15 protein-coding genes and 1 tRNA gene are annotated in these 13,583 nt (G+C 48.2%); 13 read left to right on the plus strand and 3 right to left on the minus strand.

Annotation, left to right across the window (positions count from 1 at the left end):
* Nucleotides 1–15 precede the first annotated feature (15 nt).
* Nucleotides 16–669, plus strand: coding sequence for a ferric reductase-like transmembrane domain-containing protein (locus A6049_RS21970; RefSeq protein WP_063566697.1), 654 nt, complete (start codon nt 16–18; stop codon nt 667–669).
* Between the two features lie 131 nt (nt 670–800).
* Here A6049_RS21970 and A6049_RS21975 read toward each other — a convergent pair whose 3' ends face one another.
* Complete coding sequence (locus A6049_RS21975; protein WP_063566698.1) at nt 801–1,367, minus strand: phosphatidylglycerophosphatase A family protein; 567 nt, start codon at nt 1,365–1,367, stop codon at nt 801–803.
* Nucleotides 1,368–1,581: 214 nt separating this feature from the next.
* Between A6049_RS21975 and A6049_RS21980 the strand changes: the two genes are divergently transcribed.
* From A6049_RS21980 to A6049_RS22015, 8 genes are all read left to right on the plus strand, one after another.
* The gene (locus A6049_RS21980; RefSeq protein ID WP_063566699.1) at nt 1,582–2,637 is read left to right on the plus strand and encodes a GerMN domain-containing protein; all 1,056 of its coding nucleotides are present in this window, start codon (nt 1,582–1,584) and stop codon (nt 2,635–2,637) included.
* Nucleotides 2,638–2,782: 145 nt separating this feature from the next.
* Complete coding sequence (gene rph, locus A6049_RS21985) at nt 2,783–3,541, plus strand: ribonuclease PH (RefSeq protein ID WP_063566700.1); 759 nt, start codon at nt 2,783–2,785, stop codon at nt 3,539–3,541.
* A 1-nt stretch (nt 3,542) separates the two neighbouring features.
* The gene (locus A6049_RS21990) at nt 3,543–4,166 is read left to right on the plus strand and encodes an XTP/dITP diphosphatase (RefSeq protein WP_063566701.1); all 624 of its coding nucleotides are present in this window, start codon (nt 3,543–3,545) and stop codon (nt 4,164–4,166) included.
* 367 nt (nt 4,167–4,533) lie between these two features.
* Nucleotides 4,534–5,376 carry an STM4015 family protein gene (locus A6049_RS21995; protein WP_063566702.1) on the plus strand — a complete coding sequence of 281 codons (843 nt, stop codon included), beginning with the start codon at nt 4,534–4,536 and terminating at the stop codon, nt 5,374–5,376.
* Between the two features lie 12 nt (nt 5,377–5,388).
* The gene (locus tag A6049_RS22000) at nt 5,389–6,741 is read left to right on the plus strand and encodes an STM4014 family protein (RefSeq protein ID WP_240321514.1); all 1,353 of its coding nucleotides are present in this window, start codon (nt 5,389–5,391) and stop codon (nt 6,739–6,741) included.
* The gene (locus tag A6049_RS22005; RefSeq protein ID WP_063566703.1) at nt 6,734–7,519 is read left to right on the plus strand and encodes an STM4013/SEN3800 family hydrolase; all 786 of its coding nucleotides are present in this window, start codon (nt 6,734–6,736) and stop codon (nt 7,517–7,519) included. The genes A6049_RS22000 and A6049_RS22005 overlap by 8 nt, the downstream gene beginning before the upstream one ends.
* 53 nt (nt 7,520–7,572) lie before the next feature.
* Nucleotides 7,573–8,970, plus strand: a complete 1,398-nt coding sequence (locus A6049_RS22010) for an STM4012 family radical SAM protein (protein ID WP_063566704.1) — start codon at nt 7,573–7,575, stop codon at nt 8,968–8,970.
* The gene (locus A6049_RS22015; RefSeq protein WP_063566705.1) at nt 8,967–9,830 is read left to right on the plus strand and encodes an STM4011 family radical SAM protein; all 864 of its coding nucleotides are present in this window, start codon (nt 8,967–8,969) and stop codon (nt 9,828–9,830) included. Before A6049_RS22010 ends, A6049_RS22015 begins: the two co-directional genes overlap by 4 nt.
* A gap of 80 nt (nt 9,831–9,910) precedes the next feature.
* Here the strand turns inward: A6049_RS22015 and asnB are convergent, their stop codons facing one another.
* Entirely contained in the window at nt 9,911–11,755 is a 1,845-nt protein-coding gene (gene asnB, locus A6049_RS22020) for an asparagine synthase (glutamine-hydrolyzing) (protein ID WP_063566706.1), read from the minus strand.
* 194 nt (nt 11,756–11,949) lie between these two features.
* Here asnB and A6049_RS22025 point away from each other — a divergent pair, with 194 nt between their 5' ends.
* The 3 genes from A6049_RS22025 (at nt 11,950) to A6049_RS34430 (ending at nt 12,851) form a co-directional block, all read left to right on the plus strand.
* On the plus strand, nt 11,950–12,249 hold the full coding sequence (locus A6049_RS22025) for a hypothetical protein (RefSeq protein WP_063566707.1): 300 nt from the start codon (nt 11,950–11,952) through the stop codon (nt 12,247–12,249).
* Between the two features lie 25 nt (nt 12,250–12,274).
* Nucleotides 12,275–12,631, plus strand: coding sequence for a hypothetical protein (locus tag A6049_RS22030; protein ID WP_063566708.1), 357 nt, complete (start codon nt 12,275–12,277; stop codon nt 12,629–12,631).
* Between the two features lie 91 nt (nt 12,632–12,722).
* Nucleotides 12,723–12,851, plus strand: coding sequence for a hypothetical protein (locus A6049_RS34430; RefSeq protein WP_256336669.1), 129 nt, complete (start codon nt 12,723–12,725; stop codon nt 12,849–12,851).
* A gap of 83 nt (nt 12,852–12,934) precedes the next feature.
* Here the strand turns inward: A6049_RS34430 and A6049_RS22035 are convergent, their stop codons facing one another.
* On the minus strand, nt 12,935–13,228 hold the full coding sequence (locus A6049_RS22035) for a magnetosome magnetite crystal formation protein family (protein WP_063566709.1): 294 nt from the start codon (nt 13,226–13,228) through the stop codon (nt 12,935–12,937).
* 282 nt (nt 13,229–13,510) lie between these two features.
* Between A6049_RS22035 and A6049_RS22040 the strand changes: the two genes are divergently transcribed.
* Nucleotides 13,511–13,583: transfer RNA gene (locus tag A6049_RS22040), tRNA-Arg, on the plus strand.

The following is a 13,583-nucleotide window of genomic DNA, read 5'->3' on the forward strand; positions in this document are numbered from 1 at the left end:
ATGGGGGAGCCGGTTATGGCGCAATGGATTGTAGATTACCTGCCGACGTGGAATATCATTCGAATTAGTGGGATCGCCGCTTATTTGCTGCTCTTTGCGGGGGTATTTCTGGGAATTGCTCAAGGCATGCCCATGGCTAAAGGCAAACCTAAAGCGGCCATGTTTAAATGGCATACCCGAACGACCTGGCTCGCCTTTGGACTTGGGCTCGTGCATGCGTTAACCCTATATATTGATCACTATAGTCCATTCACCTGGAGTGAACTGCTCATTCCGTTTACGGCTTCAGTACATCCGATCGGCAGCGGACTGGGCACGTTATCCTTCTATGGTTTGGTGATCGTTCTGCTATCCAGTGATCTGCGTAACAAGCTCGGCCGCAAATGGTGGTTTATGTTCCATATGTTGTCTTATCCCGTATTCATCGGTTTATTGTTCCATGGCATGGTTACCGGCTCTGATTCAGGCAATGTGATTTTGCGTCTGATGTATGTGTTTACTGGCTTGAGCATTCTTGGTATTACGGTACTTCGTGGCATGCTGAGAGAACGCAAAGGCCCGGAAATTACAATTGGACCCAGTCGTGTACAGCCTAAGCCAGCAGCGGAACAGAAATGGGCTGAGGTGTATCGTTTGGCGGGAGCGGGAAGACAGGAGCATCTGAAATAGCGTATTACAAAAATAAGTGAATCAACACAAAAGAAGCGGCCTTCGTGGCCGCCTTTTTGTCATGATCAGAAGAAGTCTGATTGTTGAATTTACTTGGTTCGTTCATTTCCAACTCCTATTACACATGCAAATTATACGATATCATCGCTGACAGGTTTTTCTCCCAAAGCTTCTTCAAGCTCCGATTGTTTGCGATGCGCAATCCGGCTGCTGGCCGCTGAGGCAATGGCCCCCACGATATCATCCAGAAACGTATGCACAGGCCCGAGACTCTTGTCGTTTAAACGTTCAAGCACACCGGGTTTTAGCTTGTCTACATAACCGTAGTTCGTAAATCCGATACTTCCGTATACGTTGACGATGGAGAATGCGAGAATCTCATCCACGCCATATAACCCTTCATCATTCTCAATCATCTCCTGCAAAGGAGAAATGAGTAAGCCTTGCTCTGCCAGCAAGTCCAGTTGAATACCTGTCAGGACTGCGTTCTGCACCTCACGTTTGCGTAATACTTTCTCCACATTGTCGATACATTCTTCCATCGTTAGACCTGGGTAATACTTATTTTGCAGCATCATGACCAGTTCTGCGATCTCAGGGATCGTAACGCCCCGCTTGTGCAGCCATTCCCTCGTTGCCTCTGCCACTTTACGGCTATTCAGGCTGTAAGGGATTTTTTCTTGCTCCGGATGTTCCATGGGCGATTCCTCCTCTGAAGTTAGCATTGTCCCTACACTTGTATCCTAATACGTTATTAACCGTTTTGGGTTTCTTTGCTATCCCTCGATGGGGATGGAAAGCCTGTTTTCAGTTTTATGCATGATGAGCTTGTTTAAAAAGTAGTTATTTTTTGGGCAAAGGCTCGTATACATGGTAGTACAAACTGTAAAAATGATGAGGGGGAACGTGATCATGAGTAAGATCCGTTATTTGCGTACAGCTTCTGCAGCTGCACTGTTGAGTATTCCTGTGGTGTTATCCGGATGTGGTATGTTTGGGGCACAGTCCTCCGAGGCTATTGATCCACCGCCGCCGATTCAGGAAGCGGCCATGATTCAGGCGGCCGAAGGCAACGGATCACTTGCCAAGCTGCCACTTACAACCGTGTATCTGCAGGACCAGCAAGGTTTATTGGCTCCAGTATCCATGACACTTCCGTCGGGCACGGACGTCAGCAGTCCCAAGACCGCTCTGGATACACTTGTGACGGGTGGTCCATATGCTGGGATGTTGCCTGAAGGATTTCAGGGCGTTCTCCCGCAGGGTACCGTTGTTCAGAACGTAACGATTCATTCGGATGATAAACTGGCAGTCGTGGAGTTCTCCGGCAATTTTGCCAAGTATGATGCCAAGAACGAGCGCAAAATGCTGGAGGCTGTCACCTGGACTCTCACCGGCACACCAGATGTGCAGAATGTACAGATTTGGGTAGACGGCAAAAAGTTAACGCAAATGCCAGTAAACAGCACACCGCTGCCGGAACCGCTGAATCGGGCGGTAGGCATTAATCTTGATTTGGGTGATACATTCACGACCAACAGCAGTCCGGTAACGGTTTATTTCTCAGCCGCTTCGCCAGCAGGCATTCAATATTACGTCCCGGTTACACGTCTAGTGACACCAGGTGGAGACCGGGTGCAGGCGGCGTTGAATGAACTGATCAAGGGGCCAGCCAAAGGCGGCGAGCTGGAAGAGGTTATGACGGGCGGAACGCAGCTGCAATCGGTCAAAACGTCTGAGGATGGAACCGTAACGGTTGCACTCAAAGATGATATGTTCACTGAGGGAGATGTCGTGCCAAGTGAACTGCTGCAATCCGTTGTATTGACTACGGCCGAGAATACAGCTGGCAAGGAAGCTAAAGTCCAGATCGAATGGAATGGGCAAAAGACAGTCATGAGTGATGATAATCGGGATTACAGTGCCCCAGTATCGAAGCCTGAATATATCAATGAAATTCCAATTTAAGTCACAAAGGCGTTTTAGCCTACTGTTGGTAGAACTCTTTGGGGGACAGGATGCTTTTAAGTGAACTCTTTGGTAATATAGAAGGGATTAGTAAAAGTGTGAACAAGCTCGACATTACAGGATGCTTAAGTCGTAGGAGGCAGAAATGATGAGATCTAACGGACGAACCAGCGACCAGCTGCGCCCGATGAATTTAACAATTAACACGAATAAATACGCCGAAGGTTCTGTACTGATTGAAGTGGGAGATACCAAGGTTATTTGTACAGCTACGGTGGAGGAACGTGTTCCTCCCTTTATGAAAGGGCAGGGTAAAGGCTGGGTAACAGCTGAATACTCCATGCTGCCACGTGCAACACATACCCGTAATCAACGTGAAGCGAACCGCGGCAAATTGACTGGACGCACCATGGAAATTCAGCGTCTAATTGGCCGGGCACTGCGCTCGGTCGTTAACTTGCAGGCGATTGGTGAACGTACGATTACACTGGACTGTGATGTAATTCAAGCAGACGGAGGTACACGCACAACGTCCATTACTGGTTCGTTTGTAGCTCTGGCACTCGCGGTGAACAAAATTGCCCAACAGCATAAATTGCAAGTATTCCCGATTACGGATTTCATTGCAGCGGTAAGTGTGGGTGTAGTTGGAGAACAGCCTGTGCTGGATCTGAACTATGATGAAGATTCCAAAGCCAAGGTAGATATGAACCTCGTGATGACAGGCGGCGGGAAATATGTGGAGCTTCAGGGAACAGGTGAAGAAGCACCATTTGACCGTCGTGAGCTGAACGCGATGCTGGAGCTGGGTGAGCAGGGCATTCTGGAGATGATTGAGCGTCAAAAAGAAGTTCTCGGACCCATTGCACTCAAGATCGGTGCTCGTGGATTAGGAGAAGCCTAACATGAGTCTGGATAGCCCAATTATCATTGTCGCAACCCGTAATGCAGGGAAAGTACGTGAATTCGCTCATGCATTCGCTCCACTGGGCAAAGAGGTCAAAAGCATGTTCGACTATCCGGAGCTGCCGGATGTTGTTGAGGATGGCGTAACCTTTGCAGATAATGCCTGGAAGAAAGCCAAAACGGTGGGCGATGCTCTTGGTTTGCCTGTCCTAGCTGACGATTCGGGATTGTGCGTGGATCTGCTGGACGGTGACCCGGGAGTGTATTCTGCGAGGTATGCAGGCGAGGGTGCAACCGATGAGAAGAACAATGCCAAACTGCTTGAAGCGCTGGAATCGCTCAAATCCGGTGAGGATACGGAGCAACCGCTTTTGAGTCCAGCAAGATTCGTCTGTGCATTGGTGCTGTATGATCCGGCAACCGGAGACAAGTATGAATCAGAAGGCATGGTGGAAGGCTGGATCACAGCTGAGGCAGCCGGTGGTGGCGGTTTTGGATATGACCCACTCTTCTATGTGCCTGAATATGAGATGACGATGGCCGAGCTTACGCTGGAGCAAAAGCAGGCGATCAGTCACCGGGGCCATGCCCTGAGAGCGCTCGTATCCAGCCTGAAAGGCTGAGATTCAAACGAATCAGCTCATATGAATATGAATGTATAAGGTGAATTATGGCCTTGCTTAAATATCAAAGCGTTAGTGGAAGGTAAGAGTCATTCCTGTGGAATGCTTCACCGACCATTAACGTTTTTTTATTTTTATGAGTGGAGCAGATTCGTTTAAAGCCAATACGTGGGACCCAAAATAAATCCCGCTTTTTTTAGTGAAAATATCGGAACGTACGTTCTTGTACCTATATAAAAAATACGGATATTTCACGTTTGAGCAGCGCATTAGGACCGGGGTTGGAAGAAGTTGCAAGTCTTGTACAGTATGGGTTAACATTCAAGTTAACGAATCATCAATGAACTCAAACGGAGGGGATTTGCTTATGCAAGAAGTGAAGCTTACGGTGTCTTATGATGATTATGAGAACGGTATTCGTATGGAAACGTTGATTAGGGAACTGGCTGCCAAACCGGAGGCTGGTTCGCTGGAGAGTCTGATTATTGGAGACTGGGGGCAGGCTTATGAAAATTCGCCGGATGAATTTATGGGCACGCTCATCGAGCTGGCTCCCAGCTTTCCTTCTTTGAAGAAACTGTTCATCGGAGATATGGGCTTTGAAGAATGCGAAGTATCATGGATTATTCAGACGGATCTCACACCACTATTGGCTGCTTTTCCTGAATTGAAGTCATTCTCAGTGAAGGGCAGCAGCGGACTAAGTCTGGAACCCATCGAACATGCCAAACTTGAAGAATTAATCATTATTTGCGGTGGTCTTCCCAAAAGCGTGTTAGCTTCAATTGCCCGGGCTAAGTTGCCTGAATTGCGTAAGCTTGAGCTGTATCTGGGCGTGGATGATTATGGATTCGACGGTTCACTTCAAGATGTACTTCCACTTTTGGAACAGGGCTTATTTCCAAAGCTCGTATACCTGGGTCTGAAAGACAGTGAAATTCAGGATGAGATTGCGAAAGCTGCGGCTGAGGCACCCATTCTGGATCAACTTGAAATCCTGGATCTGTCAGAGGGCACGTTGTCTGATGAAGGGGCAGAGGCGCTGCTCGCTAGTGATAAGATCAAAAAACTGAAACATCTCAATCTTAGTTACCACTACATGACAGACGACATGCTCATTCGCTGGAAACGTTCAGGTATACACGTAGATGTTAGCGAGCAACAACAGAGTGATGAAGATGACTGGCGTTACCCGTCGTTAACGGAATAAATGATGTCAGGCATGACAGAAATGGAAGAAAATTTGCAAAGCCCAGTTAAGGATTCGGATATGACGCTGGAGCAGCCGTTATTGTTAATTGGAAACCCGAATAATCGCCGAACCCTTGGATTACAGGAGGCAAGACAGCGTATTGGCTTACAACCTGCACTTGTGCTGCCTTATGCCCGGTTGCTAAAGACTTGGAGACGGGGCGGAACCATGGCGGATGCCGTACAGCAATGTCTGGAAGGGCGAGGGACTACACACGTTAAGGGAGAGCCGTGGATATCTTCACCAGCATCGATATTATATGCGAATCATGATTTAGTTCATGGAGTGAATAGTGTACCTCTTATTCGACTGGATGCCTCTGGTGAGGAATGGGAAGTAGAGCGTGAGCTGCTCTTTCTTGGAGCTGTGAATGATGTATCTCCGTTAATCGATGGCCTTTCTGCGGGAATGATTCCGGCAGAACAGACACTCACTCTTGAACAGGAGTGGGGACGGATCTACGCGCCCAACCAATGGTTTCGTGGCTGGAAGGCCTGTTTGGAACGAATTCGCCATGAAGCTCTGGAATATTGGCCTAATGCCCGGTTCATGAATGATCCTCATGACATTGCGATTATGTTTGATAAAAGGAAATGCCAGCAGCATCTATCTGTCCATGGCGTTCACGTTCCCCCAACGCTCCAATCTTCGGAACCGATCCGCAATTATGCGGACCTGCGTACAGCGATTACAACAGCCGGTATGAATCGCGTTTTCGTGAAACTTGCATGTGGCTCCGGGGCTTCAGGCGTTGTTGCCTATCAAATTAATCCGCGAACGGGTGCCGAAATCGCTATAACCACTGTGGGAATGGAACGGGTTCAGGGAAAGGTCATTTTTTATAATGAAGGCCGGTTGCGCAGGTACACACATACTTCAGAGATTTCTGCGCTGATGGATTGGCTGTGTTCTGAGGGTGCCCAGATTGAACGTTGGATGGCAAAAGCATCCCTGGGTTCAAGCGTATTTGATATTCGCCAGCTTGTGGCAGGTGGACAAGCAGGTCATGCCATCGTACGGCTAAGTCAGACACCAATCACCAATTTGCATTTGCGTAATGAGCGGTTGCTGCCTGCAGAAGCAGGGCTGGATGAACAGCGGATGGATAGAGTTCAGACAGCAGCGAAAGCAGCAATGGCTGCCTTCCCCAACTCATGGTCTGCCGGGATTGATGTGATGCTCAGTGGAGGTACTGAGCCGCGTGCCTATATTCTGGATGTGAATCCGTTCGGAGATTTGTTGTACAGAGTGCAGCATAACGGACTTGGAACCTATGAATGGCAAATGGAACTTTTGCGAAAGGAGCCTTACAACCATGACTGATATGAACACCATCGTAGGCTCCCATGATCTATTAATGGTTACGCTGGACACGTTAAGGTATGACGTGGCTAAGCTGGAGGAACAGAATTGCCCCAACCTGTGCGGTACGGGTCCTTGGGAGAAGCGCCATACTCCGGGAAGTTTTACCTATGCGGCACATCATGCTTTTTTTGGTGGCTTCATGCCTACACCTGCCAATACGGACAAAGCCTCCCACGTACGACTTTTTCATTCCCGAAATACCGGATTAAAGACGCATCCGCATACGTGGCTGTTTGACACACCGGATATCGTATCCGGGTTAGCGGCTGAAGGATACCGTACGATTTGTATTGGCGGGGTCATTTTCTTCACCAAGAAAAATCCACTTGCCAAAGTGCTGCCGGGTTATTTTCAGCAAAGCTATTGGCGGATGAATTTTGGGGTAACCAATCCTAAATCAACTGAGCATCAGGTTCAGCATGCCTTGAAGCTGCTGGAGCAAAGCGCACCGGATGAGAGGTTGTTTTTGTTCCTGAATGTGTCTGCTATCCATGGTCCCAATCGCTATTTTGTGGAGGGTGCAAGAGAGGACTCGGTAGAAACACAGCGTGCAGCGCTTCGGTATGTGGACGAGGCCCTTGGGCCATTGTTTGATGCAATGAGGCAGCGTTCACGGCCTACGTTATGTTTAGCTTTTTCCGATCATGGAACGGCGTATGGGGAGGACGGTTATCAGGGGCACAGGCTTGCGCATGATGTTGTCTGGAATGTGCCTTACCGTGAATTTATTTTATAGAACTAATGATTCATATCATCAACAACTACAAACCGGATACAGGGAGGAAACCGATGGACGATCAATCTCAACATACGACAGCAGGTCATTCCGCACAGTCCGGATCCAATACAGCTACAGGTCTCAGAGAAGTGCTTGCTTCCCCCTATCGCTCTTATTTATATTCGTATCCCCACAAGACCGCATATCGGGAGTTGAACCCACCTTTACCGCTCGGTCCATTGTGGGAACGTGAGAATACCGATACGTATTTTTTATATATGCACATTCCGTTTTGTGCCGCTCGTTGCGGATTCTGCAACCTGTTCACGTTGCCGGATCGTCGTGATGACACCCATGTGCGTTATGTGGATGCGCTGGAACGGCAAGCCAAACAGTGGGCACCACTCACATCACGGAGACCCTATTCGAGGTTTGCCATCGGTGGTGGGACGCCCACATTATTAAATGAAATTCAATTGAACCGCTTGTTCGATATTGCGGAACAGGTGATGGGGCTCGATCCAACGCAAGCTTCGATCTCGGTAGAAACATCACCGGATACCGTGACGGAAGCCAAATTGGCGATCATGAAGGAGCGAAGTGTGGACCGGGTAAGTATGGGCATCCAAAGTTTTATCGAAGCCGAAGCCTCGGCCATTTACCGTCCGCAAAAACCACAGGAAGTGGAACGCGCGCTTGAGAAGCTTACACGGTATGAATTCCCTCTGTTGAATCTGGACCTAATCTATGGTCTGCCAGGACAAACGGTGGAATCATGGCTGTATTCGCTGGAACGTGTCCTTTCATATGAACCGGGTGAGATTTTCATTTACCCACTGTACACCCGCGAGAATACCATTGTGAAACCGGATGATATACAACGTCAGGGACCGGATATTCGGATGGAGCTGTATAAGGCTGCGCGTGAGACTTTAAAAAGCAGAGGCTATGTCCAGTATTCCATGCGCAGATTTGCCAAAGAACAATCATCTTCTGGAAGCAAAGAGCTTCTACCCTACAGCTGTCAGGAGGAAGGCATGGTTGGTCTGGGTTGCGGTGCACGCTCTTATACCAGTGAAGTACACTATGCTTCCAAGTATGGTGTTAGTTATAAGACCACACAGAGCATCATCGCCGATTATGTGGCAACCGAGCGTTATGATGTGGCCGATTACGGCATTGTACTCAGCCGGGAGGAGCAGAAGCGCCGCTTTATTCTGAAAGCCCTGCTGCATCGGGAAGGTTTGGCGCTGTCGGATTATGATCAGCGATTCGGGACGGAAGTCCTGTCAGACTACGGATGGTTGAGTGAACTGTTGTCTGAGGGCATGGCTGAGCTTGAGCAGGACGATAAGGGTAACCGGGTACTGCGTCTGACAGAAGAGGGACTAGGCTACTCGGATGCCATTGGAGATTGGCTCATATCCGCTGAGGTTCGTGAACAAATGGAAGGGTTTGTGTTCTCATGAGAGCAACCTTGTATTATCGGGGGAAGCTGTCGTCCTGTAATTACGACTGTCCATACTGCCCGTTTAGCAAAACGGTAGATTCCAAGGAGACGTTGGAAGTGGATGAACAACAACTGCGTCAATTTGTGAATTGGGTTAAGGATCAGGAGAGTGCTGGACATCAATTTTCGATTTTCTTTAACCCTTATGGAGAAGCTCTGGTAAGACGTTGGTATCGGGAAGCGATGATTGAACTATCGCATATGCCACATGTGGATAAAATTGCAGTCCAAACCAATCTGTCTGTCAAACTGGACTGGGCGCGCGAAATGAACCGGGATAAAGCGGCATTCTGGGCAACCTATCACCCGCGTGAAACGAAGGAGTCTTCCTTCGTCAAACAATGTTTGACTTTACGTGAGATGGGACTTGCTTTCAGTGTGGGGACGGTTGGATTGCGCAGCGCATTTCCTGCTATTGAATCGATGAGGCAGGCGTTACCCGATGACGTGTATATGTGGATCAATGCATTTAAAGATCGACCCAATTATTACAGCGTGGAAGAGGTCGACTTTTTACGATCCGTTGATCCGCTGTTTGATGGGAACCTGCGGGATTATGATAGTCTGGGCAAGCGCTGTTCCGCTGGTTCGGAGGTATTTTATGTGCAAGGGTCAGGGCATGTAAAAAGGTGTTACAAGGATCGTCGAATTATTGGGCATCTCTACCGCGATGGTTTGCAGGCTTTGGCCGCAGATCGGCCGTGTGGCATGAAGAAGTGTGGCTGTTACATCGGTTATATTCATATGGAGGATTCTCCGTTCAGAGATATCTTTGGAAGTGGATTGCTTGAACGTAATCCGGTACTGATCAATCCATAGATATCGGTAAAGGGGTGCTTGATGAACAGCTATTATGCTGCTCATCAGCACCCCTTTTAAGAATGAAAAGATAGCTTTTTTTATCGAATGGCCACTTTGTACGTACGCAACCACGAGTTGATCTGTGTCAGATATGCAAATAGCTGTGGACCCGACATTAACTGTCCAAACCAGGGCAGGTTCGATGAAGCATCCGGTGAAGAGGCCAATTTACGAATTTGAGCTTTGTCGATTAAAGGCAAGATCGGTGAGCTTGCGTCATCCAGAATATCAAGCACCTGCTGTTTAACGGCAGCAAGATACTGCGGATTATGTGTTTTCGGATAAGGACTCTTTTTCCGGTACAACACATCGTCAGGCAGTACACCTTCCAGCGCTTTACGCAGAATGCCTTTTTCCCGTCCGCCTGTCATTTTCATGTCCCAAGGCACGTTAAATACATATTGAATCAAACGGTGATCACAGTAAGGTACCCGAACCTCAAGGCCCGCTCCCATACTCATCCGATCTTTCCGATCCAGTAGTGTAGGCATGAAGCGGGTGATGTTCAGATAGGACATTACTCGCATTTGGGCTGCTTTACCGGTCTCCCCATCGAGTAAAGGTACTTCAGCCACAGCATCCGAGTAGCGGTCCGCGAGATAGTCGAGTGGCCTGATCCATTCCCGAATGTCCGGGGATAATAATCCTGCTCGCATATCAGGCGCAACAGACCATGGGAATGTACCGGAGTTGAGCATCTCTTCCCGGTGGAACCAAGGATAACCGCCAAATACTTCATCCGCTGCTTCGCCCGAAATGGCAACGGTGGCTCCTTTTTTGATTTCTTTACAGAACAGATAGAGAGAGGAATCTACATCCGCCATACCCGGCAAATCACGCACAAGCATCGCCTGGGTCAGTGCGTGAACCAACTCGCCATTTTCAATCTCAATCCAGTGATGATCTGTCTTCAGTTCATCCACCATACGCTTAATCCAGGGTCCATCTGCACCAGGCTGGAAGGAATGGGCCTGAAAATGCTTTGCATTATCCACATAGTCAACAGAATACGTGCTGACCTGGCCTTGACCTGTACGGTTATAATAATCTACCGCTAACGCAGATAGAGCGCTTGAATCCAGTCCCCCCGACAAAAGAGAGCAGACCGGAACGTCAGAAGCTAATTGGCGTTCTAATGTATCCTGCAACAGTCTGCGTACTTCGGCAGCTGTCTCTTCCAAATTATGTTCGTGATTCTGACTTTCCAGCTTCCAGTAAGCATAGGTTTTAATACCGTTTCGGTTGTAGATAAGCGCATGCGCAGGTTTGAGCTCGTTAAGGGAGGAGTATACGCCGTGTCCAGGTGTCCGGGCAGGACCGACAATAAATACTTCTGCCAAACCTTCAGGGCCTACTGCAGCTTCTACATCCGGGTGGATGAGCAGTGATTTCGGTTCTGAGCCAAATACGAGTGCATCCTTTGCATGACTGTAGAACAGGGGTTTGACACCCAACCGATCACGGGCGATAAAAACCTGTTCACGTCCGCCATCCCATATGGCAAAAGCAAAAATTCCGTTAAACCGGTCAACGCAGGCCGGACCCCACTCAATATAAGAGGCGAGCAGCACTTCCGTATCACATTGTGTGCGGAAATGGTGTCCGCGCTGGAGCAATTCCTTTTTCAACTCGGGTGCATTGTATAGTTCTCCGTTATACACGACGGTATAGGAGGTGTCTCCCTGTAACGCATGCATGGGCTGTGCCCCGTTCTCCGGGTCCATAACGCTGAGACGCCGATGTCCGAACGCACAAGGATTGGAGATCCATGTACCTGAAGCGTCGGGCCCCCGGTTCGACAAGCTGTCCGTCATCCGGACCAGCAGCTCTGATTCCTGGGTCAAATCCCGATTCCACTGTATGAAGCCGGTTATACCGCACATGGTTTGTTCATCCTTTCTTAGTCGAGTCATTCATCCGTATGGCTGCTTAGTTGCTAACAGCCAGCAAATGTTGTCTTTTTCGTCAGAAGTCGTAACAAATATATGCCGAAAGCAGGCATAAAATGTCTGTCCTCTTCGGAAACTATATCTAGGGACAACGGCCTCAACATGCCTGTGAAGGAGAGAACTTGCAAATGGACAGTATGACCTATTATGTATCTGTCATGGGGCGCTCCGTTATTCCGGACCCGCACGTAACGTCGTATGAATGGGTGATCCAGGCGACGCCTCAGGAGGCGGAACAATTACTGGGACTGCTTAATCTGATGCAGGAAAAAGAGGAAGAGGCCTTTCCAGGAATGGTATTCCCTTGGCCGGATACGCCGGAGGAGTCTGTAAACCGCGCATATGAAGCTGTGTTACAGCAGGTGTATCGGGAGATTTACCGTTTGGGAACACCAGAGACCCGATACCAGATCGAACAAAGTACATGAAATGGACAAAGGAGCGCGATAACAAATGTATGCCATTCAGGATGCCAAAATACGCAGATTAACCGAAGTGGATGGATTGTCTTGTGCAGAAGTTGAGGTACAGCCTGGAAATACGGGTGATCCGTCTTTGCTTGTATACGTTGCGGCTACCCAGCCAGGGAATTCGCTTGAAGTCGTTCGAATTGTACGCAATCATTCGGATGCAGTCCTGGATTGGTACAATAACAATATGCACAACGCGTTTGAAGATGCCACGGAAACGGCGTTTGAGAACAGTGAAGGCATTACAGCAGGAGAAGATAAAGCCCGGTTTCAGAGTGAGTTACTTGCTTTTGGATTACTGGGACCGACGCTTCAGCGTTATTTGGTGGGGCAAGGTTAAGGTGGGCGTTCCAACAAATGCCGATAGCTGCAAAGGATAAGCGGAATTACCCGGAGCCATACTATATGCAAGTTCCGGGGAGGTGATAGCAGTGGCTTCCAAGTTCAAGAAAAACAAAGGGAACCTTTATGCGCATCATACCGAGTTTGCCGAGGAAGTGCTCGCCATTAACAGCAAGCGTCCTGCCCAGAGAAATCCGTGGCGTCAGGGAAACAAGTAACCGGAATGCAGAAACCCGCCCTTCTTTCGAAAGGCGGGTTTTTGAATGTTTATTTTAACTTCGTTGTGGAGCTTGTGGTTAGGTTAGGCATATTCACGCAGTACTTGAATACCTTTGACGATATTGTACACAAAACTTAATGCATAAATGACAAAGAACAGAATTACGAATCCGACAGCGGAACCTAGACTGTGGGCGGTAACGAAGAAATAAAGTAGCGGGATTGCCGCAAGAAACGGGAATATATGTGAGAGTAAGGCTCGTTTAGCATGTCCCTCAATATAGTTGTCTTTAGCTACAATCCAAATAATGATGGGAAACAGGAACGGGGCGAAGAAGATACTAAAATAGGATAATGCTGATAAAAGTTGTCTCATAGCGGTTTCTCTCCTTTATTTGGTTCAGTTGAATGTATGTATGCAAATGATTACCCAGCAAGTCTCATCCTGAATATGTCTGCCCATTTTAAATGCAACTGAGCTTAATATCCTCAATATTGCCTGCTTAAAGCATTCATATTCTGTACCTGTGTTGAGTATGAAAATAATACGTTCAAGTCATGTGGAAGGATGCAATTATTAATTTTTTTATAAAACTATTGAAAAATATAGAAATGAGAGTATAATAGGAATCGCGCGGTATTTTTATTATACATATTTGTCTCAGTAGCTCAGCAGGATAGAGCAACGGCCTTCTAAGCCGTCGGTCGGGGGTTCGAATCCCTCCTGGGAC

The sequence above is a fragment of the Paenibacillus sp. O199 genome, from assembly GCF_001636635.1.
Taxonomy (GTDB): domain Bacteria; phylum Bacillota; class Bacilli; order Paenibacillales; family Paenibacillaceae; genus Paenibacillus; species Paenibacillus marchantiae.

Bases quoted from the DNA above. Each gene is read 5' to 3' on its own strand.
- A6049_RS22005 (WP_063566703.1), top strand. From the start codon at position 6,734: ATGACTGATATGAACACCATCGTAGGCTCCCATGATCTATTAATGGTT.
- A6049_RS22025 (WP_063566707.1), top strand. From the start codon at position 11,950: ATGGACAGTATGACCTATTATGTATCTGTCATGGGGCGCTCCGTTATT.
- A6049_RS22000 (WP_240321514.1), top strand. From the start codon at position 5,389: ATGACAGAAATGGAAGAAAATTTGCAAAGCCCAGTTAAGGATTCGGAT.
- A6049_RS22030 (WP_063566708.1), top strand. From the start codon at position 12,275: ATGTATGCCATTCAGGATGCCAAAATACGCAGATTAACCGAAGTGGAT.
- A6049_RS22010 (WP_063566704.1), top strand. From the start codon at position 7,573: ATGGACGATCAATCTCAACATACGACAGCAGGTCATTCCGCACAGTCC.
- A6049_RS21975 (WP_063566698.1), bottom strand. From the start codon at position 1,367: ATGGAACATCCGGAGCAAGAAAAAATCCCTTACAGCCTGAATAGCCGT.
- A6049_RS21995 (WP_063566702.1), top strand. From the start codon at position 4,534: ATGCAAGAAGTGAAGCTTACGGTGTCTTATGATGATTATGAGAACGGT.
- rph (WP_063566700.1), top strand. From the start codon at position 2,783: ATGATGAGATCTAACGGACGAACCAGCGACCAGCTGCGCCCGATGAAT.
- A6049_RS21970 (WP_063566697.1), top strand. From the start codon at position 16: ATGGCGCAATGGATTGTAGATTACCTGCCGACGTGGAATATCATTCGA.
- asnB (WP_063566706.1), bottom strand. From the start codon at position 11,755: ATGTGCGGTATAACCGGCTTCATACAGTGGAATCGGGATTTGACCCAG.
- A6049_RS22015 (WP_063566705.1), top strand. From the start codon at position 8,967: ATGAGAGCAACCTTGTATTATCGGGGGAAGCTGTCGTCCTGTAATTAC.
- A6049_RS21980 (WP_063566699.1), top strand. From the start codon at position 1,582: ATGAGTAAGATCCGTTATTTGCGTACAGCTTCTGCAGCTGCACTGTTG.
- A6049_RS21990 (WP_063566701.1), top strand. From the start codon at position 3,543: ATGAGTCTGGATAGCCCAATTATCATTGTCGCAACCCGTAATGCAGGG.
- A6049_RS22035 (WP_063566709.1), bottom strand. From the start codon at position 13,228: ATGAGACAACTTTTATCAGCATTATCCTATTTTAGTATCTTCTTCGCC.